This window comes from Roseateles sp. GW821-FHT02E12 (assembly GCF_059421665.1).
Window position 1 is genome coordinate 838,574 of record NZ_JBWKVK010000002.1, and the last position, 25,117, is coordinate 863,690.

Annotated in this window: 21 protein-coding genes; 11 read left to right on the forward strand and 10 right to left on the reverse strand. The window is 67.0% G+C overall.

Annotated elements, in window-relative coordinates; translation table 11 throughout:
* Nucleotides 1–11 precede the first annotated feature (11 nt).
* From glgC to AC07V5_RS14665, 3 genes are read left to right on the forward strand one after another with little or no spacing between them, the layout of a single operon-like run.
* Complete coding sequence (gene glgC / locus AC07V5_RS14655; RefSeq protein WP_495116407.1) at nt 12–1,274, forward strand: glucose-1-phosphate adenylyltransferase; 1,263 nt, start codon at nt 12–14, stop codon at nt 1,272–1,274.
* Nucleotides 1,275–1,281: 7 nt separating this feature from the next.
* Nucleotides 1,282–2,730, forward strand: coding sequence for a glycogen synthase GlgA (gene glgA / locus AC07V5_RS14660; RefSeq protein ID WP_495117067.1), 1,449 nt, complete (start codon nt 1,282–1,284; stop codon nt 2,728–2,730).
* Nucleotides 2,727–3,182 (forward strand): hypothetical protein, encoded by a 456-nt coding sequence (locus tag AC07V5_RS14665; protein ID WP_495116408.1) that lies wholly within the window; start codon nt 2,727–2,729, stop codon nt 3,180–3,182. The genes glgA and AC07V5_RS14665 overlap by 4 nt, the downstream gene beginning before the upstream one ends.
* On the opposite strand, the gene AC07V5_RS14670 is transcribed toward AC07V5_RS14665, so the two are convergent.
* Genes AC07V5_RS14670 through AC07V5_RS14680 form a run of 3 tightly spaced genes read right to left on the reverse strand, consistent with a single transcriptional unit; the run spans nt 3,183 to nt 6,243 of the window.
* The gene (locus AC07V5_RS14670; RefSeq protein ID WP_495116409.1) at nt 3,183–4,067 is read right to left on the reverse strand and encodes an EamA family transporter; all 885 of its coding nucleotides are present in this window, start codon (nt 4,065–4,067) and stop codon (nt 3,183–3,185) included.
* Nucleotides 4,067–4,888 carry a posphoenolpyruvate synthetase regulatory kinase/phosphorylase PpsR gene (gene ppsR, locus AC07V5_RS14675; RefSeq protein ID WP_495116410.1) on the reverse strand — a complete coding sequence of 274 codons (822 nt, stop codon included), beginning with the start codon at nt 4,886–4,888 and terminating at the stop codon, nt 4,067–4,069. The genes AC07V5_RS14670 and ppsR overlap by 1 nt, the downstream gene beginning before the upstream one ends.
* Nucleotides 4,889–4,935: 47 nt before the next feature.
* Nucleotides 4,936–6,243, reverse strand: coding sequence for an HD-GYP domain-containing protein (locus AC07V5_RS14680; protein WP_495116411.1), 1,308 nt, complete (start codon nt 6,241–6,243; stop codon nt 4,936–4,938).
* A gap of 319 nt (nt 6,244–6,562) precedes the next feature.
* Between AC07V5_RS14680 and ppsA the strand changes: the two genes are divergently transcribed.
* The 7 genes from ppsA to dnaB all read left to right on the forward strand — a co-directional run bounded on the left by ppsA (nt 6,563) and on the right by dnaB (nt 14,361).
* Complete coding sequence (gene ppsA / locus AC07V5_RS14685) at nt 6,563–8,971, forward strand: phosphoenolpyruvate synthase (RefSeq protein ID WP_495116412.1); 2,409 nt, start codon at nt 6,563–6,565, stop codon at nt 8,969–8,971.
* Between the two features lie 85 nt (nt 8,972–9,056).
* Nucleotides 9,057–11,114, forward strand: a complete 2,058-nt coding sequence (locus AC07V5_RS14690; protein WP_495116413.1) for a sodium:solute symporter family protein — start codon at nt 9,057–9,059, stop codon at nt 11,112–11,114.
* Nucleotides 11,115–11,271: 157 nt separating this feature from the next.
* Nucleotides 11,272–11,637: a 30S ribosomal protein S6 gene (gene rpsF, locus AC07V5_RS14695; protein WP_495116414.1), complete on the forward strand. Its 366-nt coding sequence runs from the start codon at nt 11,272–11,274 to the stop codon at nt 11,635–11,637.
* Nucleotides 11,638–11,687: 50 nt separating this feature from the next.
* Complete coding sequence (gene priB / locus AC07V5_RS14700) at nt 11,688–11,981, forward strand: primosomal replication protein N (RefSeq protein ID WP_495116415.1); 294 nt, start codon at nt 11,688–11,690, stop codon at nt 11,979–11,981.
* A 44-nt stretch (nt 11,982–12,025) separates the two neighbouring features.
* Nucleotides 12,026–12,316: a 30S ribosomal protein S18 gene (rpsR, locus tag AC07V5_RS14705; RefSeq protein ID WP_495116416.1), complete on the forward strand. Its 291-nt coding sequence runs from the start codon at nt 12,026–12,028 to the stop codon at nt 12,314–12,316.
* 12 nt (nt 12,317–12,328) lie between these two features.
* Complete coding sequence (rplI, locus tag AC07V5_RS14710; RefSeq protein ID WP_495116417.1) at nt 12,329–12,781, forward strand: 50S ribosomal protein L9; 453 nt, start codon at nt 12,329–12,331, stop codon at nt 12,779–12,781.
* 155 nt (nt 12,782–12,936) lie between these two features.
* The gene (dnaB, locus tag AC07V5_RS14715) at nt 12,937–14,361 is read left to right on the forward strand and encodes a replicative DNA helicase (protein ID WP_495116418.1); all 1,425 of its coding nucleotides are present in this window, start codon (nt 12,937–12,939) and stop codon (nt 14,359–14,361) included.
* Between the two features lie 130 nt (nt 14,362–14,491).
* Here the strand turns inward: dnaB and AC07V5_RS14720 are convergent, their stop codons facing one another.
* Complete coding sequence (locus tag AC07V5_RS14720) at nt 14,492–15,793, reverse strand: MFS transporter (protein ID WP_495116419.1); 1,302 nt, start codon at nt 15,791–15,793, stop codon at nt 14,492–14,494.
* Between the two features lie 146 nt (nt 15,794–15,939).
* Between AC07V5_RS14720 and AC07V5_RS14725 the strand changes: the two genes are divergently transcribed.
* Complete coding sequence (locus tag AC07V5_RS14725) at nt 15,940–17,064, forward strand: PA0069 family radical SAM protein (protein WP_495116420.1); 1,125 nt, start codon at nt 15,940–15,942, stop codon at nt 17,062–17,064.
* A 54-nt stretch (nt 17,065–17,118) separates the two neighbouring features.
* On the opposite strand, the gene AC07V5_RS14730 is transcribed toward AC07V5_RS14725, so the two are convergent.
* The 6 genes from AC07V5_RS14730 to AC07V5_RS14755 all read right to left on the reverse strand — a co-directional run bounded on the left by AC07V5_RS14730 (nt 17,119) and on the right by AC07V5_RS14755 (nt 25,037).
* A complete protein-coding gene (locus AC07V5_RS14730) occupies nt 17,119–18,783 on the reverse strand; it encodes a phosphoethanolamine transferase (RefSeq protein ID WP_495116421.1) in 1,665 nt (554 codons plus the stop codon).
* 91 nt (nt 18,784–18,874) lie between these two features.
* Entirely contained in the window at nt 18,875–20,512 is a 1,638-nt protein-coding gene (locus AC07V5_RS14735; RefSeq protein WP_495116422.1) for a response regulator, read from the reverse strand.
* A 253-nt stretch (nt 20,513–20,765) separates the two neighbouring features.
* A complete protein-coding gene (gene dnaJ, locus AC07V5_RS14740) occupies nt 20,766–21,923 on the reverse strand; it encodes a molecular chaperone DnaJ (RefSeq protein WP_495116423.1) in 1,158 nt (385 codons plus the stop codon).
* Nucleotides 21,924–21,986: 63 nt separating this feature from the next.
* The gene (gene dnaK / locus AC07V5_RS14745) at nt 21,987–23,954 is read right to left on the reverse strand and encodes a molecular chaperone DnaK (protein ID WP_495116424.1); all 1,968 of its coding nucleotides are present in this window, start codon (nt 23,952–23,954) and stop codon (nt 21,987–21,989) included.
* A 78-nt stretch (nt 23,955–24,032) separates the two neighbouring features.
* Complete coding sequence (gene grpE, locus AC07V5_RS14750) at nt 24,033–24,554, reverse strand: nucleotide exchange factor GrpE (RefSeq protein ID WP_495116425.1); 522 nt, start codon at nt 24,552–24,554, stop codon at nt 24,033–24,035.
* Between the two features lie 81 nt (nt 24,555–24,635).
* Nucleotides 24,636–25,037, reverse strand: a complete 402-nt coding sequence (locus AC07V5_RS14755; protein ID WP_495117068.1) for an RNA-binding S4 domain-containing protein — start codon at nt 25,035–25,037, stop codon at nt 24,636–24,638.
* Nucleotides 25,038–25,117 lie beyond the last annotated feature (80 nt).

Sequence of the window (25,117 nt, forward strand, 5' to 3'; positions counted from 1 at the left end):
GATTCGTCGTCATGCCTCCCCCCGCCGCCTCGCCCCATCAGCTCGCGCGCCGCGCCATCGCCCTCGTCCTGGCCGGCGGCCGTGGTTCGCGGCTCAAGCAACTGACCGACACGCGCGCCAAGCCGGCCGTCTACTTCGGCGGCAAGTTCCGCATCATCGATTTCGCGCTCAGCAACTGCGTGAACAGCGGCATCCGCCGCATCGGCGTGGTCACCCAGTACAAGAGCCATTCGCTGCTGCGCCACATCCAGCGCGGCTGGAGCTTTCTGCGCGCCGAGCTGAACGAGACGGTCGACCTGATGCCGGCCCAGCAGCGCACCGACGATGAGAGCTGGTACCGCGGCACGGCCGATGCGGTGTTCCAGAACCTCGACATCGTGCAGAGCACCGGCGCCGACTACATCGTCGTGCTGGCGGGCGACCACATCTACAAGATGGACTACTCCAGCATGCTGGTCGACCACGTCGCCAGCGGCGCGGGCTGCACGGTCGGCTGCATCGAGGTGCCCAAGGCCGAGGCCAGTGCCTTCGGCGTGATGGCCGTCGACGGTGAGCGCCACATCACGGCCTTCCAGGAGAAGCCCGCCAACCCGCCCACCATGCCGGGCCAAGACAACGTCTGCCTGGCCAGCATGGGCATCTACGTCTTCAACGCGGACTATCTGTACCGCCTGCTCGCCGAGGACCTGGCCGACCCCAACTCCAGCCACGATTTCGGCAAAGACGTGATTCCCAAGGTCGTCTCCGAAGACCGGGCCGTGGCCCACCCCTTCGGCATGAGCTGCATCATGAATCCCAACGGCGCCACGCCCTACTGGCGCGATGTGGGCACGCTGGACGCCTTCTGGGCCGCCAATCTCGACCTGGCCTCCATCAGCCCCGAGCTCGACATCTACGACACCGACTGGCCGATCTGGACCTACCAGCGCCAGCTGCCACCGGCCAAGTTCATCCCCGACCACAACGGCATGCACGGCATGACGGTCAACACCATCGTCAGCGCCGGCTGCATCGTGTCGGGCTCGCACGTCGTGCAGTCGGTGCTGTTCAACAACGTGCGCATCCGTTCCTTCTGCAACATCCACCAGAGCGTGCTGTTGCCGGGCGTTTCGGTGGGGCGCAACTGCCGGCTGACCAAGGTCATCATCGACCGCGCCTGCGAGATCCCCGACGGCCTCGTCGTGGGGGAGGACGCGGCGCTGGATGCCGCCCGCTTCGAGCGCACGGAGAACGGCGTCGTGCTGATCACCAAGCAGATGCTCGCGCGGCTGTAGGCGCATGGTGCGAGTCCTGCAAGTCAGCGCGGAGCTCTACCCGCTGCTGAAGACCGGTGGCCTGGCCGACGTGGCCGGTGCGCTGCCCGCGGCGCTGGCCGCAGCGGGTGCCGAGCCGCGCCTGCTGGTGCCGGGCTTCCCCGCCATCCGCGAGTCGCTGACCAAGGAATGCGCCGTCGCTCCCGTGGCGCTGCCGTGGAGCGAGGGCAGGGCGGCCCTGCTGCGCGGGCATTTGCCGGGCTTCGACGTGCCCGTGTATGTGCTGGACGCCCCCGGCCTCTTCGACCGCCCCGGCAACCCGTACGGCGATGCGGTCGGTGTGGCCTACGCGGACAACCACCGCCGCTTCGCGCTGCTGGGCTTGGCCGCGGCCCGCCTGGCCGAAGGCGTGGATGCTGCCTGGCGGCCGCAGATCGTGCATGCCCATGACTGGCACGCCGGCTTGGCCTGCGCCCACATCGCCGCCAGCCGCTCGCGCCGGCGCAACGAGGCGCGGACGGTCTTCACCGTGCACAACCTGGCCTACCAGGGCCTCTTTCCGGCCGACCACTTCTGCGACCTCGGCCTGCCGCCGCAGCACTACGCGGTGGAAGGCGTCGAGTTCTATGGCCAGGTCAGCTTCATGAAGGCCGGCCTGCACTTCGCCGACGCGATCACGACGGTGAGCCCGAGCTATGCGCATGAAATCCAGACGCCCGAGCAGGGCTGCGGCCTCGACGGCCTGCTGCGCAACCGCGCCGGCGTGCTGCACGGCATCCTGAATGGTGTGGACTACGGCGTCTGGGCGCCCGCCCACGACCGCAGCATCGCCCAGGCCTACGACCTTGACCGCCCCGAGGGCAAAGCCGACTGCAAGGCTGCGCTGCAGCGCGAATGCGGCCTGGCCGTGAAGCCCGACGCGCTGCTCTTCGGCGTCGTCAGCCGCCTGACCGAGCAGAAGGGCCTGCCGCTGGTGCTGGAGGCGCTGAGCGATCTGATCGACGCCGGTGGCCAGCTCGTCGTGCTGGGCAGCGGCGAGGCCCGCCTCGAAGCCGCCTTCGCCGATGCAGCCGCCAGGCACCCCGGCCAGATCGCCCGCCGCACCGGCATGGACGAAGGCCTGGCCCACCGCATCTACGCCGGCAGCGACGTCGTTCTCGTCCCCAGCCGCTTCGAGCCCTGCGGGCTGACACAGCTCTACGGCCTGAGCTACGGAGCGCTGCCCTTGGTCCACCGCGTTGGCGGCCTGGCCGACACCATCGTCGACACGACGCTGGAAGACCTTGCCGCCGGCACCGCGACTGGCTTTGTCTTCAACGCCTTCACCGCAGACGCCTATCGCCGTGCACTGCGCCGCGCCTTTGCGCTGTGGAGCCGGCAGGAATACTGGGCCCGCGTGCGCGACGCGGCGATGCGCCAGCACTTCGGCTGGGACGACGCAGCACGGCACTATGTAGATATCTACCAAGCGCGATGAGCTTGCCGATTCATCCCGGTCCTCTCAAGCTGCCACCTCTACTCGCCAGCGCCTTGCTTTGCGAGGTGTTTTCGGCGCAGCAGTACTTCGGCAGCTTCGTCCGACTGCGTTGCAGGATGGGCTCGTTGCGTGAGTTGGAGATCAGAATCTATCTGGCCGATTGGGTGCTCTTCAGCGATGGGCAGTTTCTGGCGGACTGTGAAGGTTCGGCAGCAGCCAACCAAGTTGCGATAGAGCGACTCGTGGGACAGCGGCTGCAGGACGTGTCGGCTCTGAATCGCCATGAACTTTGGCTGTGCTTCGGCGCTTCATTGACGATGAAGCTTTCAGCGAACCTGGAGGAGTACGAGCCGGGGGACGAATTGCTGATCGCGTCGTCAGGCCCGGAGTTTGTCAAGTTTTCGCCGAAGCGCGGATTCGAGACGACCTTTTCTGGCGCGGTCAGACATTGATCAGATCGCTAGCGCGACGACACCCACGCCGATCAGCGCGGCGCCGGCCAGCCGCCAGCCGCGCTCACCCTCGCCCAGCAACTGCCCGCCCAGCAACGCCGCGAACAGCATCGACACCTCCCGCGCCGGCGCCACGCGTGACAGTGGTGCCTCGCGCATGGCCATCAGCACGAGGATGTAGGCCAGCGGCCCCAGGCCCGCGACGGCGAGCACGCCTTTCCAGCTGCGCTTGAACTCTGGCCAGAAGCTCTGCGGGTTGCGCAGCAGCGTGGGCAGTTGCAGCGGCACGCGCAGCACATTGCCGAAGTAGTCCAGCATCAGCGGCGACACGGCCAGCACCTTGACCGCATAGCCGTCGAGCACCGTGTAGCCGGCGATCAGCGTACCGGTCGCAGCGCCCCAGTAGAGGCCGTGGCGGCGGCGCATGGCGGTCTCGGCATCGTGATTCACACCACGGCCGATGAGGCGCGGGCCCATCGTGATGAGCAAGATGCCGCCGACGACACCGGCCAGGCCCAAGGCGCCGGTCGGCCCCAGATGCTCGCCCAGCAGCAGCACGGCGGCCAGCGCCGACAGCAGCGGCCCGCTACCGCGCGCTACCGGATAGACAACGGTCAGGTCGCTGGCCCGGTAGCCGGCGATCAGGCAGTTGAAATAGCCCAGGTGGACGACGGCGCTGGCGGCAACAAAGCCCCAGGCCAGCATCGACCAGCGCGGCAGTTCGTCCAGGCCGACCCAGAGCACGGCGGGCAGCCACAGCACGCAGACACCTAAAGCGCAGCTGAATACGAAATGCGTGCCGCCGCCCCAGCGCTTGGCGGCAAGGTTCCAGATGGCGTGGAGGAGGGCGGCGGTGAGGACGAGGGCTAGGGCGTGAAGCGGCATCAGTACATCAGCCTGTCGGGCCGGATGTCGCGCAGGATGGTCGTCGCGATCTCTTCGATGGACTTGTGCGTGGACGACAACCAGGAGATGCCCTCGCGCTTCATCATGCCCTCGGCCTCGTTGACCTCGTAGCGGCAGTTCAGCACGTCGGCGTACTTGCTGCCCGGGCGGCGCTCGTTGCGGATGGAGGACAGGCGCTCGGGGTCGATGGTCAGGCCGAAGCATTTGCGCCGGTGTGGCATCAGCGAAGGCGGCAGCTTGCGGCGCTCGAAGTCCTCGGGGATCAGCGGGTAGTTGGCGGCCTTGATGCCGTGTTGCATGGCCAGGTAGAGCGACGTCGGCGTCTTGCCCGAGCGCGACACGCCGACGAGGATGACGTCGGCCACGTCGAGGTTCTTGCTGCTCTGGCCGTCGTCGTGCGCCAGCGAGAAGTTGATGGCCTCGATGCGGTCGTGGTATTCCTGGCTCTGTGCCACGTCGGAGAAGCGGCCCACGCGGTGGTTGCTCTTGATACCGAACTCGTCTTCCAGCGGCTCGATGAAGGTGCCGAACATGTCCATCACGCGGCCCTGGCAGTGCTCGCGCACGATCTTGAGCACGTCGCGGTCCACGAGGGTGGCGAAGACGATGGGGCGCTGCTCCTCGCGGATGGCGGCTTCGTTGATCTCGGCGACGACGGCATGGGCCTTCTCGGCCGTGTCGATGAAGGGCCGGCGCACGTGGCGGGCCTTCATGGAGAACTGCGCGAGGATGGAATTGCCGAAGGTCTCGGCGGTGATGCCGGTGCCGTCAGAGACGAAGTAAACGGTTCTGGCGGTCATGGCTACAGCTCGTGAAAGTCAAGGCTGGCTCATGATAGCCAGGGGCTCTAAGTCGCCGCCTTCAGTTTGGCGATCATCTCGCCCATGACGGCGCTTTCCGCCGGCGGCAACTGCCCGGCGCGCAGCAGCGACTCGCGCTCCAGCTCGCGCAGCCGCCATTCCAGCTCGCCCACTACCGTCATCAGCTCGACCTGCAACTCGGCGTCCAACCCTTCTGACAGCACGGCCGCGAGGGCCTCGGTGTCGTGGGCGTCCAACCCGGTGCTGGAGAAGGCCGTCTGGATGCGCAACAGGCGCTGCAGGCCGGCCTCCAGCACGGCGCGCAAGCCCGGGCGGGCGGCACCGATGCGCTGCTCGATCCAGGGGCGCGCCTCGCGAAAGCGTTGCAGCGTCGCGGCGATGCTGACGACGCGCAGGATGGACTCGTCCAGCGGGGGCGGTTCGTTCGGCGCCGCCATCGGCACGGCATCGGCCGCCGCAGCTGCGGCCGCGATGGCTTCGGTCAGCTCGCGGCTGAATTCGCCCGGGATGAGCTTGGTGGCGACGCTGGCACGCGTCATCGGCGTCATGCCGTTCTCGATCAGGGCCATCAACCACTCGGCGGCGGCGAGGACCTGGCCGTTCATCGGCAGGGCCGCGCCGCTGACGCCTTGCGGGTAGCCGAAGCCGTCCAGCCGCTCGTGGTGGTGCAGCACGGCGCTGGCTACCTCCTTGCCGGCACCGGGCATGTTGCGCAGCACGCGCTCGCCCACCACGGGGTGGGAGGCCACGTGGCGCCACTCCAGCGGGCCCAGCGGCGTGCCAGGGCGCATGTATCGAGGGTCGATGTAGAGCTCCCCCACGTCGTGCAGCAGCCCGGCCAGGGCCAGCATGCGGTGGCGCTCCGGTTCGCCGGGCATCATGCGCCGCGCCAGCGCCAGTGCCAGCATGGCCACGCCGGCCGTGTGCTTGAGGCGGTCGCCCTGGTGCTCGGCATAGACGGTCAGCAGCGACTGCACCGGGTTGCTGAGCTTGAGCGCGGCCAGCGTCTTCGGCGCGCTGGGGTAGAGGTCGTGGGCACAGATGGCCTTGAGCAGCGGGTGCTGCTCGAACAGCGCCTCGCCGATGGGCCCGAAGCTTTCAGGCATGACGCCGTCGGTCACCTCGATGCAATCTTCGAGCGGCTTTTGCAGCTTGTGCATCAGCAGGCGCTCGCGCACCTTCTCGTTGATCTGCGCGCCTTTGGCCAGCAGCTTGATGCCGTTCTGGCTGACGATGTCCTCGCTGGCCTCGACGGGTCGCGACTCGGCGACGTGGATCACATGATCCAGGTAGTGGGGGTTGACGTCCTCGGGGCCGGCTTCTTCGCTGCTCACCGGAGCATTGTGCACAGACTGGCGTCTAGGTCGCCCGAACTCGCCCCGCGGGATGACAACGTTTTCACGCCACCCCGAAAGAGGGGACATGGCGCCGGGACAGGACTTATTGCACAGCCCCTCGCCGTACCTGCGTGAAACCCAACGCCTAGAATCCGCCGCAATCCTTCGCGATCAGCCCCATGCGCGCCTCCCTCCTCCTCAAAGAATCCAGAAATGGACGGAGTTGCGCCTGCCTTGAGCCCATGAGCTCGGCAGTGAAAATGGACAACACGGCCGACGCGACGACACCGGTTTTTCAACCTCCCGGAGTTTCCCCATGTCCACGCTGTTCGAGGCGACCGCCCTGGTCGTACCGTTTGAGAACCTGAGGATGACCGATGTCGAGGCAGTTGGCGGTAAGAACGCCAGCCTCGGCGAAATGATCTCGCAGCTCGCCGCCAGTGGCGTGCGCGTCCCCGGAGGGTTCGCCACCACGGCGCATGCCTTCCGGCAGTTCCTGAAGCACGAGGGACTGGACGCGCGCATCGCCGCGCGCCTGAGCACGCTCAACACCGACGACGTCCGCGCGCTGGCCGAGGCCGGTGCCGAGATCCGCGGCTGGATCGAGAACCAACCCTTCCCGGCCGATCTGGAAGCCGGCGTGCGCTTGTCCTTCGCGCAGCTCACCGCTGACAACCCCGGCGTGAGCTTCGCCGTGCGTTCGTCCGCCACGGCGGAAGACCTGCCCGACGCGTCCTTCGCCGGCCAGCAGGAAACCTTCCTGAACGTCGTCGGCATCGACGACGTGCTGCACAAGATGCGTGAGGTGTTCGCGTCGCTCTACAACGACCGCGCCATCAGCTACCGCGTGCACAAGGGCTTCGCCCACAACGACGTGGCGCTGTCTGCCGGCGTGCAGCGCATGGTGCGCTCTGACCTCGGCTCGGCCGGCGTCATGTTCACCATCGACACCGAAAGCGGCTTCTCGGAAGTCGTCTTCATCACCTCCAGCTACGGCCTGGGCGAGACGGTGGTGCAGGGCGCCGTGAACCCGGACGAGTTCTACGTCCACAAGCCCGCGCTCAAGGCCGGCAAGCTGGCCATCATCCGCCGCAACCTGGGCTCCAAGCTGCTGCGCATGGAGTTCGCGACGCCCGAGGAAAAAGCGGCGTCCGGCAAGCTGGTCAAGACCGTGGACACCGTGCCCGAGCAGCGCAACCGCTACTCGCTGAACGACACCGAGGTGACCGAGCTGGCGAAGTACGCCCTCATCATCGAGCAGCACTATGGCCGCGCGATGGACATCGAGTGGGGTCGCGACGGCGTCGACGGCAAGATCTACATCCTGCAGGCACGCCCTGAGACGGTGAAGAGCCAGATGGGCGGCCAGGTCGAGCACCACTACAAGCTCAAGGCCCACAGCGCCGTGCTGGCCGAGGGCCGCGCCATCGGCCAGAAGATCGGCACCGGCCCCGTGCGGCTGGTGGACAGCGTGGCCGAGATGGAACGCGTGCAGCCCGGCGACGTGCTCGTCACCGACATGACCGACCCGAACTGGGAACCGGTCATGAAGCGTGCGAGCGCCATCGTCACCAACCGCGGCGGCCGCACCTGCCACGCGGCCATCATTGCCCGCGAACTGGGCATTCCGGCGGTGGTCGGCTGCGGCGACGCCACGACCAAGCTCAAGGACGGCCAGCTCGTCACCGTGGCCTGCTCCGAAGGCGACACGGGCTACATCTACGACGGCCTGCTGGAGACCGAGATCAGCGAGGTGCACCGCGGCGAGCTGCCGTACTGCCCGATCAAGATCATGATGAACGTCGGCAACCCGCAGCTCGCGTTCAACTTCGCGCAGATGCCGTCCGGCGGCGTGGGCCTGGCCCGGCTCGAGTTCATCATCAACAACAACATCGGCGTCCACCCCAAGGCCATCCTGGACTATCCGAACATCGACGCCGACCTGAAGAAGGCCGTCGAGTCCGTCGCCCGAGGCCACGCCTCGCCGCGCGCCTTCTATGTGGATAAGCTGGCTGAAGGCATCGCGACGATTGCCGCCGCCTTCTACCCGCGCCCGGTCATCGTTCGCCTCTCGGACTTCAAGAGCAATGAGTACCGCAAGCTCATCGGCGGCAGCCGCTACGAGCCGGATGAAGAGAACCCCATGCTGGGCTTCCGCGGTGCGTCGCGCTACATCAGCGGCGAGTTCCAGGATGCGTTCGCGATGGAGTGCGAGGCCTTGAAGCGCGTGCGCAAGGACATGGGCCTGACCAACGTCGAGATCATGGTGCCCTTCGTGCGCACCGTGAAGCAGGCCTCGCGCGTGGTGGAGATGCTGGCAGAGCGTGGCCTGAAGCGCGCTGCGTCGGGAGGCACGGATGGCCTGCGCATCATCATGATGTGCGAGGTGCCCAGCAACGCCATCCTGGCCGAGCAGTTCCTCGAGCACTTCGACGGCATGTCCATCGGCTCCAACGACCTGACGCAGCTCACGCTGGGCCTGGACCGCGACTCGGGCCTGGAGCAACTGGCGGGCGACTTCGACGAGCGCGACCCGGCCGTCAAGGCCATGATCTCGCGCGCCATCCGTGCCTGCCGCGCCACCGGCAAGTACATCGGCATCTGCGGCCAGGGCCCCAGCGACCACCCTGACTTCGCCGACTGGCTGGCCGAAGAGGGCATCGTGTCGATTTCGCTGAACCCCGACACGGTCATCGAGACCTGGCAGCGCCTGGCTGCCAAGTAACGCGCCAAGCAAGCTTTCGCGATTAACGACCAGCCCGGGTTCTCCGTAAGGGGAATCCGGGCTTTTTGTTGCCATGATCGCGGCCGTGCCCGCCCGCCATCTTCATCGCCGCTACGTCCTCTTCGCGCTGAGCTTCATTGCCCTGGTGGTCGGCCTCGGGCTGGCCGAGCAGCGCGGCCTGCCCAAGGCCTGGATCGGGTACACCTTCCTGGGTGCGACGGTGGCGGTCTACGCCATCATTGGCATCCTCTGCCGCACGACCGACCCGGCCGAATACTTCGTCGCCGGCCGGCGCGTGCCACCGCTGTACAACGGCATGGCTGCCGGCGCCGACTGGATGAGCGCGGCCACGTTCATCGGCCTGACGGGCACGCTGTACGCGAGCGGCTATGCAGGCCTGGCCTACGTGCTGGGCTGGACCGGGGGCTTCTGCCTGGTGGCGCTGTGCATCGCGCCGTACCTGCGCCGCTTCGGCCAATTCACGCTGGCCGACTTCCTCGCCGAGCGTTTCGAGAGCCGCACGCTGCGCCTCGTCGGCGCGTCGGCGGCCATCCTCGTGTCCTTCGTCTACCTGGTCGCGCAGATCTACGGCGTGGGCCTCATCACCACACGGCTGACCGGCCTGGGCTTCGAGGTTGGTGTCTTCGTCGGCCTGGGCGGCGTGCTGGTCTGCTCCTTCCTGGGCGGCATGCGCGCCGTCACGTGGACGCAGGTGGCCCAGTACCTCATCATGATCCTGGCCTATCTCGTGCCGGTCATCTGGCTCAGCGTGAAGCAGACGGGCTGGCCGCTGCCCCAGCTGGTCTACGGTCAGCAGCTGCACCAGCTGGCCGAGCGCGAGCGCGAGCTGATCCGCGACCCCGCCGAGCTGCAGGTGCGCGCCATCCATCAGCGGCGCGCCGACGACGCTGCCGCTCGGCTGGCAGACGTGCCCAGGGCGCTGGCCGATGATCAGGCGAAGGCGGCCGCGAGCGTCGCCGCGCTGAAGGCGGCGAACGCGCCGCTGGCCCAGATCCAGTCCGCCGAGAAGCAACGCGCGGCCTTGCCGCGCACGCCCGCCGAGGCCGAGGAGCGATGGCGGCGCGAGCAGGCCGGCGAAGCCCAGCTGGCCCGGCCGCTGTCGGGCCTGGTGCCGCATATGCAGCCCTTCGCTGGTAACCCCGACGGCAGCCTGGCGGAGCGCGAGCAAGCCAGCGAGGCGCGCCGCAATTTCATCGCGCTGGCCCTGTGCCTGATGGTGGGCACGGCCGGCCTGCCGCATCTGTTGACCCGCTACTACACGACCAGCTCGGTCGCAACGGCGCGCGAGTCGGTCGCCTGGTCGCTGGGCTTCATCTGCCTGCTCTACCTGACGGCGCCGGCGCTGGCCGTGATGGTCAAGACCGAGGTGTTCAACGATCTGGTCGGTACGCCGTTCGACCAGTTGCCCGCTTGGATACGGCAATGGCAGCGCGTCGACCCGGCGCTGCTGTCGGCGGTGGACTTGAACGGCGATGGCCGGCTGCAACTGGGCGAGCTGAGGCTGCACCCCGACCTCGTCATGCTCGTCATGCCCGAGCTGGGCGGGCTGCCCTACGTCATCTCGGGCATGGTTGCCGCCGGTGGGCTGGCGGCGGCGCTGTCCACCGCCGATGGCCTGCTGCTGGCCATCTCCAGCGCGCTGTCGCACGACCTGTATTACAAGGCCATCAACCCCGAGGCCTCGCGCACGCGCCGGGTCACGTTGTCCAAGGCCTTGCTGCTGGCGGCGGCGCTGGCGGCGGCGGCGGTGGCGTCCAGCCGGCCGGCAGACATCCTGGCCGTCGTCACGGCGGCGTTCTCCATCGCCGGCTCGACGTTCTTCCCGGCCCTGGTCGCCGGGGTGTTCTGGCGCCGAGCCAATCGCGCTGGCGCGTTGGCCGGCATGCTGACCGGGCTGGGTGTCTGCCTTTTCTATCTGATGGTGGCCCACCCGGGGCTCAGGGCCATGATCGGGCTGCCCGGGCCGGCGTCGCAGATCTGGGGCATTCAGCCGGCGTCGGCTGGTCTGTTCGGCGTGCCGGCTGGGGCGCTGGCGCTGGTGCTGGTCAGCCTGATGACAGCGGCGCCGGGGCCACGGCAGCGTGACTTCGTCGACATGCTGCGCAGCCCGCAGCAGCCTTGATTCCGTGCCAAACCGGTTCTGATTTGGCAGATCGGCCTTACCGGGCTAGAATCCTTGGTTCCCCCTTGCCGAGTCACGAGTCGACGCTGTGACACGGCTTCCACAGCCAGGGCAGTTCATTTCGACAGCGCCCGGCTGGAATCCACAAGGAGTATTCATGCGTCACTATGAAATCGTTCTGCTGATCCATCCGGATCAAAGCGAACAGGTTCCGGCCATGCTGGAGCGCTACAAGAGCCTGATCACCACCGGTGGTGGTGTCGTGCACCGAGTCGAAGACTGGGGCCGCCGTCAACTGGCGTACCAGATCCAAAAGCTCGGCAAGGCTCACTACCTGTGCCTGAACATCGAAGCCACCAAGGAAATCCTGGCTGAGCTCGAGACCGGCTTCCGCTTCAACGACGCCGTGCTGCGCCACCTTACCGTGGTCCAGGACAAGGCCGTCACGACCCCCTCGGTCATGATGAAGGCCGTCGAGCGCGAAGAAGCCCGCAAGGCGCCGCAGCAGCAAGAAGCGGCCTGAGCTCAGGTCATCGCTAAAGAACCAGGTTTTTCGAGCAGCGTGCCAACAGCGTGAATCAACTTCACCTGAAGGCGCAGATCCAGCAACTCGGACAAGTTCGCTACACACCCGCCGGGCTGATGGCCCTGGACGCAAGCCTCAAGGCCGAGTCCGAAGTCATCGAAGCCGGCAAGCCGCGCAAGATCTCCCTGGAGATCAAGGCAGTTGCGGTGGGCGAATTGGCCAAGCAGTTGCAGGCGCTGGGAGTTGGCGGTATCGCGGTTTTCCGCGGTTTCCTGACCCACCAGCGCAACGGCCGGGGCTTCATCGCCCACGTCACCGTGATCGAACCCGCTGCCCCGTGAACCCGGAATTTTCTGAATCCGGATAGATTTAACAGAGGTCCTCTATGCCCCCGCCACGTGGTAAAGGTCGCTTCTCCAAAGACAAGAAGCCCAAGCGCAACCAACAATCGTTGCTGTTCCGTCGTAAGCGTTTCTGCCGCTTCACCGTCGCCGGTGTCGAGCAGATCGACTACAAGGACATCGACACGCTGCGCGATTTCATCTCCGAAAACGGCAAGATCACGCCCGCTCGCCTGACCGGCACGCGCGCTTTCTTCCAGCGTCAGCTGACGGTGTCCATCAAGCGCGCGCGCTTCCTGGCCTTCCTGCCGTACAGCGACCAGCACAAGGTCTAAGGAGCTGACGACATGCAAGTGATCCTGCTCGAAAAAGTGGCCAACCTCGGCAACCTCGGCGACGTCGTCAAGGTCAAGGACGGTTATGCCCGCAACTTCCTGATCCCGACCAAGCAGGCGCGCCGCGCCACCGAGGCCGCGATCAAGGAATTCGAAGTCCGCCGTGCCGAGCTCGAAAAGGCTGCCGCCGCGAAGCTGGCCGAAGCCCAGAAGCTGGGCGAAGCCCTGGCCGGCAAGACCGTGCGCATCGCCCAGAAGGCCGGTGTGGACGGGCGCCTGTTCGGTTCGGTGACGAACGCCGACATCGCCGACGCGCTGACCAAGCTGGGTACGCCCATCGCGAAGTCGCAAGTGCGCCTGCCCAACGGTCCGTTGAAGACTGTTGGCGAGTTCCCGGTGAGCGTTGCTGCCCACACGGACGTGGTCGTCGAGATCAGCGTTCAAGTGGTTGCAGAAACCGAGTGATTTCGGAGTAAGCGCCCTTGCGCTGCGGCGCTTGACGCCGCAACATTGAAGAAGGCCGAGGCCCCCAAGGGTTTCGGCCTTTGGTTTTTTGGGGCCGAGTTTTACCGCTCGATCCACCGGTTGCTCCCAGTCAGTTCACAGCGTTATCCACAGGCATGTCTGCGATCTTTCCCGCTTCCTCCTCCACCGCGCCGTATGACGACGAAGTTGCGCGCCTGCGTGTGCCTCCGCACTCGGTCGAGGCCGAGCAGAGCGTGCTCGGCGGCCTGCTGATCGACAACTCCGCCTGGGACAAGGCGGCCGACCTGCTGACCGACAGCGACTTCTATCGCTTCGAGCACAAGCATGTCTACGCGGCCGTCGGCAAGCTCATCAACGCGGGCAAGCCGGCCGACGTCGTCACCGTCTTCGACGAGCTGACCTCCGTCGGCCGTGCCGAGGAATGCGGCGGCCTGGCCTACCTGAACGCGCTCGCGCAGAGCGTGCCGAGCGCCGCCAACTTGCGCCGTTATGCCGAGATCGTTCGCGAGCGCGCCATCCTGCGCAAGCTGGTGGCCACCAGCGACGAGATCGCCACCGCCGCGATGAATCCGCAGGGCCGCGCGGTCACGCAGATCCTCGACGAGGCGGAAGGCAAGATTTTCCGCATCGGCGAGGAAGGCTCGCGCAGCCGCCAGGGCTTCCAGAGCATGGACAACCTCGTCGTCGCGCTGATCGACCGCGTCAACGAGCTGGCCGAGAGTGGCGCGCAGGACGTGACCGGCGTGCGCACCGGCTTCTACGACCTGGACCGCCAGACCGCCGGCCTGCAAGGTGGCGACCTCATCGTGCTGGCCGCGCGCCCGTCCATGGGCAAGACGGCTTTCGCCGTGAACATCGCCGAGAACGTTGCCATCAACGAGGGCCTGCCCGTCGTCATCTACTCGATGGAAATGGGCGCGGCGCAGTTGGCGCTGCGGATGGTGGGCTCCATCGGCCGCATCGACCAGAGCCACCTTCGCACCGGCCAGCTGAAGGACGACGAGTGGGGGCGCCTCTCCGAGGCCGTCGACAAGCTCGGTAAGGCCAGCATCTTCATCGACGAGAGCCCGGGCCTGTCGCCTTCGGAAGTGCGTGCGCGTGCGCGTCGCCAGGCGCGTATCTGCGGCCAGCTTGGCCTCATCGTCATCGACTACCTGCAGCTGATGAGCGGCAATGGCGGTGGCAGCGAAGAGAACCGCGCCACCGTGCTCGGCGAAATCTCGCGCGGCCTGAAGGCGTTGGCCAAGGAGCTGAAGTGCCCCGTCATCGCGCTGTCGCAGCTGAACCGCTCGGTGGAGCAGCGGCCCGACAAGCGCCCGATGATGTCCGACCTGCGCGAGTCCGGCGCCATCGAGCAGGATGCCGACATCATCATGTTCATCTACCGCGACGAGTACTACACCAAGGAAGACTGCAAGGAACCCGGCGTGGCGGAGATCATCATCGCCAAGCAGCGTAACGGCCCGGTGGGCACCGTGAAGCTGATGTTCCAGCGCATGCACACCAAGTTCGAGAACCTCGCGCCCGGCTATGTCGGCGTGGAGCGGGACGAGTACTAGCCTTCGTTCGTGAGCCTTCTGCCAAGGCCACTGATGCGCACGGCGCGTCAGTGGTCTTTTTGTTTTCGGTCGTATCCGATGCAGCTGAGTTTCCTACGCGGGTCGACCCAGCGCGCCCGTCGCCGTCCCGTCAGGCCGGCTGGGAATGCAGGCTGTCGCGCTGCGCCAGCGCCGGGAAGATCTTCCACCACACCAGCACGACAGCCAGCGTACCCACGCCGCCCAGCAGCACCGAGCCGACCGGGCCGAGCAGGGCAGCGGTGGCGCCGGACTCGAATTCGCCGAGCTGGTTGCTGGCGCCGATGAAGACCGAGTTCACGGCGCCGACGCGGCCGCGCATCTCGTCGGGTGTCTCCAGTTGCACGAGGGATTGGCGGATGACGACGCTGACCATGTCGGCCGCGCCGCTGATGGCCAGCACGACGAAGGCGACAAGGAACGACGACGTGAGCGCGAAGGCAATCATCGCGAAGCCGAACACCGCCACGGCGCTCAGCAGCCAGTGGCCGGCGCGGCGGTCGATGGGGTGGCGGGCCAGCCACAGGCCGACGCTGACCGCCCCGAGCGCCGGCGCTGCGCGGAGCAGGCCCAGGCCCTCGGGGCCGGTGTGCAGGATGTCCCGCGCGAAGATGGGCAGCAGGGCGGTGGCGCCGCCCAGCAGCACGGCGAACAGGTCCAGCGAGATGGCGCCCAGCACGACGGGGCGTTGCCAGATGAAGCGGATGCCGGCGGTCAGTTGTGCCAGGTCCGGTGAAACGCGCCGCGACGGCGCCGGGCGGTGGCGGATGGTCAGCACGGCGAGCGTTGCCGCGATCAGCAGCAGCAGCGACACACCGTAGACGATGGCGGCGCCCCAGTGAGCCGCGGTGCTGGCCGCGGCGCTGTGCTCGATGCGACCGGCGGCCCAGGGCCCGAAGGCGTACAGCATTCCCCCGAGTGCCGGGCCGGCAATGATGGCCGCCTGCATCGTCGAGCTTGCAGCGGCCACCGCGCGGGGCAGCAGCGTTGGCGGCACGAGCGTGGGCATCAGCGCCTGCTGCGACGGCATCTGCAGCGCTCGGGCACAGCCCAGCAGCACCGACAGCAGCAGGATCAGCTGCGGCCCCACCCAGCCGCCGCCGCTGGCCAGGGCCAGGCAGGCCGCCGCCAGCAGTTGCAGGCACAGGCTGGATGCCAGCAGCAGGCGGCGGTCGTGCTGGTCCACCAGATGGCCGGCGGGCAGGGTCAGCAACAGGGCCGGCAGAAACTGCGCCAAGCCGACGAGGCCCAGGTCCCAGGCGCTGGTGGTCAGGTCATACATCTGCCAGCCCAGGGCCACCATCAGCATCTGGTTGGCCGCACCGCCGGTTACGCGCGCGCCGAGCAGGTGAAGGTAGTCGCGTTGATCGCGCAGGCGGGCGGGCGGCGGCGATATCGGGTCAGGGAGGTTCATGCAAGGTGAAGGAGTCGTCGACCGCGAGTTTGCAGCCGGCGGCGCGTAGTTCGCGCCTGGCGCGCCCAGAACGCCTTCGCTTCACGATGCGACGGGTTCTCGATCAGGGGGCTGGCGGGATCCAAAATACTGTATATATTTACAGTATGTCGCCCGCTCCCATCCGCATCGCCGCAACCCAGCCGGCGCGCGTCCCGCTCGACTCCATCAAGGGCCGCGGCAGTGCCACGGCCATGCCGCACCGCTTCGAGCAACGCGAGCGAGAGCAGTACGACGACGGCTGGGGCTCGCTGGACCAGGATGCCGCCGAGGAGCATCTGCCGCCGGCCACGCAGGTCATCGAGGAGCATGCGAAGAAGATCGTCACCAGCAACCAGTCGCCCGACATCAGCTTCGATTACTCGATCAATCCCTACCGGGGGTGTGAGCATGGCTGCATCTACTGCTTCGCGCGGCCGACGCACAGCTATCTGAACCTGTCGCCGGGCCTGGATTTCGAGACGAGGATCGTCGCCAAGGTCAACGCGGCCGAGCGGCTGCGCGAGACGCTGGCGGGCGCCCGGTACGAGCCGCGCTCGCTGGTCATCGGCACGGCCACCGATGCTTACCAGCCCATCGAGCGCAAGCTCGGCATCACGCGGCGCATCGTCGAAGTGCTGGCGGAATGCGGCCACCCGTTCTCGGTCGTCACCAAGTCGTCAGGCATCGAGCGTGAGCTGGACCTGATCGTGCCGATGGCGGCGCAGGGCCTGGTGTCGGTCTATCTGTCGGTGACGACGCTGGACAACGATCTCGCCCGCATCCTGGAGCCACGCGCCGCGGCACCGGCCCGGCGGCTGCGCACGATCAAGGCGCTGGCGGATGCGGGCGTGCCGGTGGGCGTCAGCGTGTCGCCCATCATTCCCTTCATCAACGAGCCCGAGCTGGAGCGCATCCTCGAAGCCGCGGCCGAAGCCGGCGCCAGCAGCGCCTTCAGCATCCCGGTGCGCCTGCCCTGGGAGGTGAACCCGTTGTTCCAGGACTGGCTGCAGCGCCACTTCCCGGACCGCGCCGAGCGCGTGATGGCGCGCATCCGCGAGATGCGCGGTGGCAAGGACAACGACGCCCGCTTCGGCACGCGCTTCACTGGCGAGGGCATCTGGGCCGACCTGCTGCGCGCGCGGCTGCGCCGGGCGGTGGCCAAGCTGGGGCTGCGCACGGAGCGGCGGCCGGTGCAGCTGGCGTTGTTCAGGCCGCCACGCAAGCCATCGGCGCAGGGTGATCTTTTCTAGCCAGTTGGGGACAGAGCTACTCGCTGCGCTCGGGCGGTCTGTCCCGCAAGGTTTTCAGCTTCGGCAGCCCGCCAGCAAGTCCCACTCCGGCTTGTAGACATCCGCCCGCGCGCCGACCCAGCCCATGGCCGTGTGGAAGAGGTTGTCGTGCGAGGCTGGCTTGTCGCGCAGGGCCTGCAGGCAGCCGGGTTTGAGCGCCGCCACGCCGCCCTCGGGCAGCCACAGAATCATGGGCACATGGGTCTGCTCTTCGGGTGCGATGGCGTAGGGCATGCCGTGCAGGTACAGGCCGTTCTCGCCCAGCGATTCGCCGTGGTCCGACACGTAGAGCATGCCGGCGTCGAAGCGCGGCGCCTGCGCCTGCAGCCAGGCGATGGAGCGGGCCAGCAGCCGGTCGGTCGTCACGAGGGTGTTGTCGTAGCCGTTGACGACCTGCTCACGCGGGCACTGCTGCAACTCATTGCTGCGGCATTCCGGCTGGAAGGTCTTGAGGTCGGGCGGCGAGCGCTTGAAATAGGCCGGGCCGTGGCTGCCCATCTGGTGCATGACGAGCACCAGGCCGCGCTTGAGGCGTTCCGGGTCCAGCGCCGCGATGCGCTTGTCCAGCTCATGCAGCAGCGACTCGTCGAAGCATTCCTCACCGTCGCACGTCCCGGCCGGCAGTGGCGCGGCGCCCGTGGGCAGCTTGGCCGTGAAACTGTTGGGCACGCGGTCGCACAGGCCCTTGCAGCCGCTCTGGTTGTCCAGCCACAGCACGGCCACGCCGGCACGCTGCAGCACGTCCAGCAGGTTCTCCTGCGGCTTGTCGGCGTCGAAGGTTGAGCGGCCCTGGGGCGCGAACATGCAGGGTAGCGAGGCGGCCGTGGCCGTGCCGCAGGAGCTGACTTGGCGCAGGCTGACCAGGCTGGTGGCCGGCAGCTTGGCGAGTTCGGGGTTGGTGGGCCGGGCGTAGCCGTTCAGGCTGAAGTTCATCGCCCGCGCCGTTTCGCCGACGACCAGCAGCAGCAGCGGTGGCTTGGCGCCATCGGCGCGCGGCAGCAGGCGAGCATCCGCCCCGATGACGGCCATCGGGCCCTTGGGGCCGGAGAGGCTGCGCACACCGACGGCACTGACCGAATAGACCGCGTTCAGCGGCGTGACCATGTAGCGAATGCTCTTGTTGTTGCGCATCGTCGAAGACAGCGTGGCGAAGACGCTGAGCGCCAGCAGCACCATCACGACGATAGCCAGCCCGAAGGCCGTTAGGTTGCCGCCCAGGCGCTTGCCAAAGGCCTGCGCGGGCGCCCGAGGCCGGCGCAGCAGCCACCAGGCGGGCAGGGCGCCCAGCAGCAGCAGGCTGACCAGCAGCCGCCAGCTCAGCAGGTCGCGCGTTTCGCGCACATCGGTCTGCACCATGTTCACGACCATGGTGGGGTCGAACACGATGCCGTAGGTGCCAATGAAATAGGCCAGCGCGGCGCCGGCCAGCAGCAGAAACACCAGCACGCCCTTGATGAGCCTGGGCCAGGCCAGCAGGCTCAGCACCGCGCCGGTGGCGGCCGTGACCATGCCGGCGAAGGCCAGCGTGAAGCCCATGCCGATGCCGGGCAGGGTCTGCAGCTGCTTCCACAGCGGCCAGTTGGCCAACAGGCCCATCCACAGCGAGGCCAGCCAGGCTTGGGTCAGGGGGCGTGAGGTGTCGGGCTGGAACCAGGCCAGCAGGCGCTTGATCAGGGGCATTCGGAGGGGCAAAGGAGGCAGCGGGCGGCACGCATTTTGGCCCGCTGGCCCGAGCCCGCACCCCAAGCGGTGCGTGACCGACAGCCTCGGGTCAGGCCGCGACCTCTGCCGTCGGTGCGCGCAGCGCAACCCCACCGGCAGACTGCGTCTTGCTCGAGCCACCCATGGGCTTCACGTAGCGCCCGTGCAGAACGTCGATCTGCTGGGCCAGCGTGGCGGCGTCGTCGATCTTCTCGGCATGGCGCTTCAGCACGAGGCCGGCCATGTCGATGAGCTTGGCGTTGCGCGTCTTGTCGCCCTGCTGGATCAGCAGTTCGACGGCGATCTTGGCACTGCCGCGCAGCGAGTAGCGCATGGCCGTCTCGGCGACGTTGAAGATCTGCTGGTGGCAATCGCGGAACTGCGCTGCCGCGGCCTGGTGGCCCTCGGACATGGCGACGAGGATCTCGGTGCTGGCCTTGGTGGAGCAGTGGCGCATGCCCAGGCCGTGGAGGATGGGCATCATTTCCTCGAGCTCGACTTCCTGGCTGGAGAGCCGAATCCACAGCGCCGTCAGCAGCGACGCGGCCTCGAGGTCGAAGTTGCCGCTGTCCGTGTGCTCGGTGAACTCGCGCGCGATGACCAACGCCTGGCCGACGCGGCGCTCCAGCAGGAAGGCAAGGCCACGGAACACGAGGTCGAAGCGCTGCAGCCGGATCGAACCCGGTGCGCGCTCCAACGCGGCCACCAGCGAGTCGTGGGCGTACTTGAAGCCTTTGTAGTCCTTGGAGTCGAAGCGCATCAGCCCGATCAGCACGATGCTGAGCATGTCGAAGAGCTTGGAGCGCAGGCCTTGTGACATGGCGCGCTCGAGCATGCGCAGCGACTCGGCGCGCTCACCGGCGTAAAAACCCAGCGACCCGCAGCGTTGCAGGCGCAGCAGGCAGCCGGGCGTCAGCGTCGCGGCGGTCTGGTAGGTCTTGAGAGCCTCGCGCAGGTCGCCCTGCTCCATCTGCACGTGGCCCATCAGGTCGTGCGAGTCAGCGTAGTCGGGCAGTTCGCCGATGAGGTTCTCCAGCGTGCGGCGTGCCGCCTGCAGATTGCCACTGACGACCTCGGTGCGGGCGACGCCCAGCCGCGCCCAGGGCACGGTCTTGGCGGCGATGATGGCTTCGTACAGCGTGCGGGCGTCGCCGAAGCGCTTGAGCCTCAGCAGCAGCTCGGCGCCGATGCGTGCGGCGTAGAGCCAGTATTTGCCCTTGGTCTCGAAGCGGGCCATGCAGAGGTTGGCGGCCGTCTCGAAGTCCTGGTTCTCGACGGCCTCGAAGATGTCTTTCAGGATGCGCTTGCGCAGCCGGGCACTGGCCAGTCGTTCGGCGAGGTTGGCGCTGGTGTAGGGCTTGATGAGGTAGGCATCCAGCGCGGCCTCGGCGGCTTCGGCGACCTTGGCGTAGGTGGCCTCGCTCGTCACCATGACGAAAACGGTGGAGTAGGGCAGCAGGCCTTCGCGGCGCAGCTCATCCAGCAGATCCTGGCCCGAGGTGTCGCTGGCGTCGAAGTGGTAGTCGCACAGCACGATGTCGTAGGTCTGGTGCTCGAGCATCACGCGAGCGTCCTTGACCCGTGGCGTCTGCCGCACGGTCCCCACACCCAGATCGCGCAACTGGGCAGACATCAGGCTGCGCGAGTTGGCGTTGCTGTCGATGATCAGTGCCGATGCGGCCTGGATGGTGTCGTCCATCAAGAACATGCAACCCCCTTCCCCGGCGCGAGGCCGTGGACCATGAGCGGAAGTTGAGTCAATGGAATCACTTATGAGTCATCGGTGTGACAGTCGGTCGACTTTAGGGTTTCCCAATCAAGAGTAGTGAGCTGGTTTACACGCGCTGTTGGTGCATGGCGTGACTTACGACGCAGGCAGGCTTCGCGTGACACGCAAGGAACGCGCACAAAAAAGCCGCGGGACCCTTGCGGGTGCCGCGGCTGTTTGACGTGATGCTGGCTTACTTGAACAGGTCCTTGACCCGGTCCGTCCAGCTCTTGGCGTTGGGCGAGTGGCGCTCGCCGCCCTTCTTCAATGACTCGTCGAGCTCCTTGAGCAGCTTCTTCTGGTGCTCGGTGAGCTTGACCGGCGTCTCGATGGCGATGTGGCAGTAAAGGTCGCCGGGGTAGCTGGAGCGCACACCCTTGATGCCCTTGCCGCGCAGGCGGAAGGTCTTGCCGTGCTGCGTGCCCTCGGGCAGTTCGATCTCGGCCTTGCCGCCCAGCGTGGGCACTTCGATGTTGCCACCCAGCGTGGCGGTCACCATCGACACCGGCATCGTGCAATGCAGGTCGTCGCCGTCGCGCTCGAAGAGATCGTGCTGCTTGATGCGGATCTCGATGTAGAGATCACCGCTCGGGCCGCCATTCACGCCGGGCTCGCCATTGCCCGCCGAGCGGATGCGCATGCCCTCGTTGATGCCGGCCGGGATCTTGACCTCCAGCGTCTTCTGCTTCTTGACCTTGCCCTGGCCGTTGCAGGTCGTGCAGGGGTCGGGAATGATCTTGCCGCTGCCGTGGCAGTGCGGGCAGGTCTGCTGGATGCTGAAGAAGCCCTGGCGCATGTGCACCGTGCCCGAGCCGCTGCAGGAGCCGCAGGTCTTGGCGCTGGTGCCGGGCTTGGCGCCGGTGCCGCTGCAGGTTTCGCAGCTTTCCCAGCTGGGGATGCGGATCTGCGTTTCCTTGCCGCGGGCGGCTTCCTCGAGCGTGATCTCCATCGCGTAGCTGAGGTCGCTGCCGCGGTAGACCTGCTGGCCACCGCCGCCGCCCGGGCGACGCCCGCCGCCCTGGCCGCCGAAGATGTCGCCAAAGATGTCGCCGAAGGCCTCGGCAAAGCCGCCAAAGCCTTCCGCGCCCGGGCCGCCGCGGCCGGCGCCCATGTTCGGGTCCACGCCGGCGTGGCCGTATTGGTCATAGGCCGCGCGCTTCTGCGCGTCCGACAGCATCTCGTAGGCTTCCTTGCCCTCCTTGAAGCTCTCCTCGGCCTTCTTCGCCCCGTCGCCCTGGTTGCGGTCGGGGTGGTACTTCATGGCCAGCTTGCGGTAGGCCTTCTTGATGTCTTCGTCGGTCGCGTTCTTGGCGACGCCGAGGACTTCGTAGTAATCGCGTTTGGAAGCCATGCTCGTCTCGTAAAGCAAAGGCCCGGGGGCGCGTGAGCGCTCCCGGGCCGGGGTCAGGGAGGCTTACTTGCTGTCCTTGACTTCCTTGAACTCGGCATCCACGACGTTGTCGTCGGCCGGGCGCTTGGCTTCACCTTGCGGCGCGGCCTGGGGCTGCTCGGCCCCACCGGCGCCAGCGGCCGCGGCTGCAGCGGCGGCTTGTGCACCTTGCTGGTCGGCGTAGACCTTCTCGCCCAGCTTCTGGCTGGCCGTCATCAGCTTTTCGGTCTTGGCCTCGATGTCGGCCTGGTCGTCACCCTTGATGGCTTCTTCCAGGTCCTTCGCCGCGGCCTCGATCGCTTCCTTCTCGGCGGCGTCGAGCTTGTCGCCATGCTCGCTCAGCGACTTGCGCACGCTGTGCACCATGCCGTCGGCCTGGTTGCGGGCCTGCACCAACTCGACCTTCTTCTTGTCCTCGGCCGCGTTGGCTTCGGCGTCCTTCACCATCTTCTCGATCTCGGCCTCGCTCAGGCCCGAGTTCGCCTTGATGGTGATCTTGTTTTCCTTGCCGGTGCCCTTGTCCTTGGCGCCGACGTGCAGGATGCCGTTGGCGTCGATGTCGAAGGAGACCTCGATCTGCGGCGTGCCGCGCGGTGCCGGCGGGATGCCTTCGAGGTTGAACTCGCCCAGCGACTTGTTGGCCTGGGCCAGCTCGCGCTCGCCCTGGTAGACCTTGATGGTCACGGCCGGCTGGTTGTCGTCGGCGGTGGAGAAGGTCTGCGCGAACTTGGTCGGGATGGTCGTGTTCTTCTTGATCATCTTCGTCATCACGCCGCCCAGGGTCTCGATGCCCAGGGAGAGCGGGGTGACGTCCAGCAGCAGCACGTCCTTGCGCTCGCCGCCCAGGACCTGGCCCTGGATGGCGGCACCGACGGCCACGGCCTCGTCGGGGTTCACGTCACGGCGCGGTTCCTTGCCGAAGAACTCCTTGACCTTGTCCTGCACCTTGGGCATGCGGGTCATGCCGCCGACGAGGATGACGTCGTCGATGTCGGTCAGCGAGACGCCGGCGTCCTTCACCGCGGTGCGGCAAGGCGCAATCGTGCGTTCGATCAGCTCGTCAACCAGCGACTCCAGCTTGGCGCGGGTCAGCTTGACGTTCAAGTGCTTCGGGCCGGTCGCGTCTGCCGTGATGTAGGGCAGGTTGACGTCGGTCTGCGACGAGTTGGACAGCTCGATCTTGGCCTTCTCGGCGGCTTCCTTCAGGCGCTGCAGGGCCAGCACGTCCTTGGTCAGGTCGACGCCTTGTTCCTTTTTGAACTCGGTGACGATGTAGTCAATGATGCGCTGGTCGAAGTCTTCGCCGCCCAGGAAGGTGTCGCCGTTGGTCGACAGCACTTCGAACTGCATCTCGCCGTCGACGTCGGCGATCTCGATGATGGACACGTCGAACGTGCCGCCGCCGAGGTCATAGACGGCGATCTTGCGGTCGCCCTTGCCATGCTTGTCCAGGCCGAAGGCCAGGGCTGCGGCGGTGGGCTCGTTGATGATGCGCTTGACGTCCAGACCGGCGATGCGGCCGGCGTCCTTCGTCGCTTGACGTTGGGCGTCGTTGAAGTAGGCCGGCACCGTGATGACGGCTTCGGTCACTTCTTCGCCGAGGTAGTCCTCGGCGGTCTTCTTCATCTTGCGCAGCACTTCGGCCGAGACCTGGGGAGGCGCGAACTTTTTGCCGCGCACTTCCACCCAGGCGTCGCCGTTGTCGGCGGCGGCGATGGTGTAGGGCATCAGGTCGATGTCCTTCTGCACTTCCTTCTCGGCGAACTTGCGGCCGATCAGGCGCTTCACGGCATACAGCGTGTTCTTCGGGTTGGTGACCGACTGGCGCTTGGCCGAGGCACCGACGAGGATCTCGCCGTCTTCCTGGTAGGCAATGATGGACGGCGTGGTGCGGGCACCTTCGGCGTTCTCGATGACGCGCGTGGTGTTGCCTTCCATGACGGCCACGCACGAATTCGTGGTGCCCAAGTCAATGCCGATGATCTTTCCCATTTGGAACTCCTGAAGATTTGTTGGATGTGTTCGATTTGTGGATAACTTGCTGCCCTTTCAAGGGCAGCAGGCTGTGAATTACTTCGGCGCCGAGACCGTTACGAGCGCTGGCCGCAGCACCCGGTCGGCGATCAGGAAGCCCTTTTGCAGCACGGTGACGACCGTGTTGGGGTCCTGCAGCGCCGGCACCACGGAAATGGCCTGGTGCTGGTGGGGGTCGAACTTGACGCCCTGGCCGGGGTTGATCTCCACGACCTTGTTGCGCTCCAGTGCGCTGGACAGCTGGCGGCGCGTGGCGTGCACGCCTTCGAGCACGGTGTCGACACTGGCGCTGGGCGTGGCGATGGCCGCCTCCAGGCTGTCCATGATGGGCAGCATGGCTTCGGCGAAGGCTTCGACGGCGAACTTGCGGGCCTTGGCGACGTCTTCGTCCGCGCGGCGGCGGGCGTTCTCCGTCTCGGCCTTGGCGCGCAGATAGGCGTCGCTCATCTCGGCGAGGCGGCCTTCAAGCTCGGCAATCTTGATCTCGGGATTCAGCTCGGCGGCCGTGGGTTCGGCAGCGCCGGCTGCGTCTTCGGGCAGGGAGTTTTCGGTAGTCATGGCAGAAATAGACGGAACCGCGTCGATATGGGACGCGATGTCCCGGTTTCAAGAGGGGGGATTCAAAACGGATTATCCGGGTCAACCCGGTTCTTCCTCGTCCAGCGAGGCAGACCAGCGGTCCCAGTCGGCCAGCCGGCGGCGGTCCTGCTTGGTCGGGCGGCCCTGTTCGATGCTGGCCGCCGGCTCCGGCGCCAGCCGGCGCGCCTCGGCTGCGGCCTCGCGGGCGGTGATGCTGGCCTGGGTTTCGGCATAGAGCGCCTGGGCCTGCGGCGCCGGGCCGCGCTGGTTGGACAGGCCGAGCACTGAGACCTCGCGCGCCGTGGTGCTGATGCGGATGGTGAGCACATCACCCACCTTGACGTCACGCGCCGGCTTGACCGGCTGGCCGCCCACGCGCACGCGGCCGAGGTTGATCTCATCGACGGCCAGGGCCCGCGTCTTGTAGAAGCGCGCAGCCCAGAGCCATTTGTCCAGGCGCATCGAGATCGGGGAATCGGGCACGGGCTAGAGATCCTCAGGTTTAGGGATGATTGTCGCCAACCGCGTGGATAGCGTCCGGC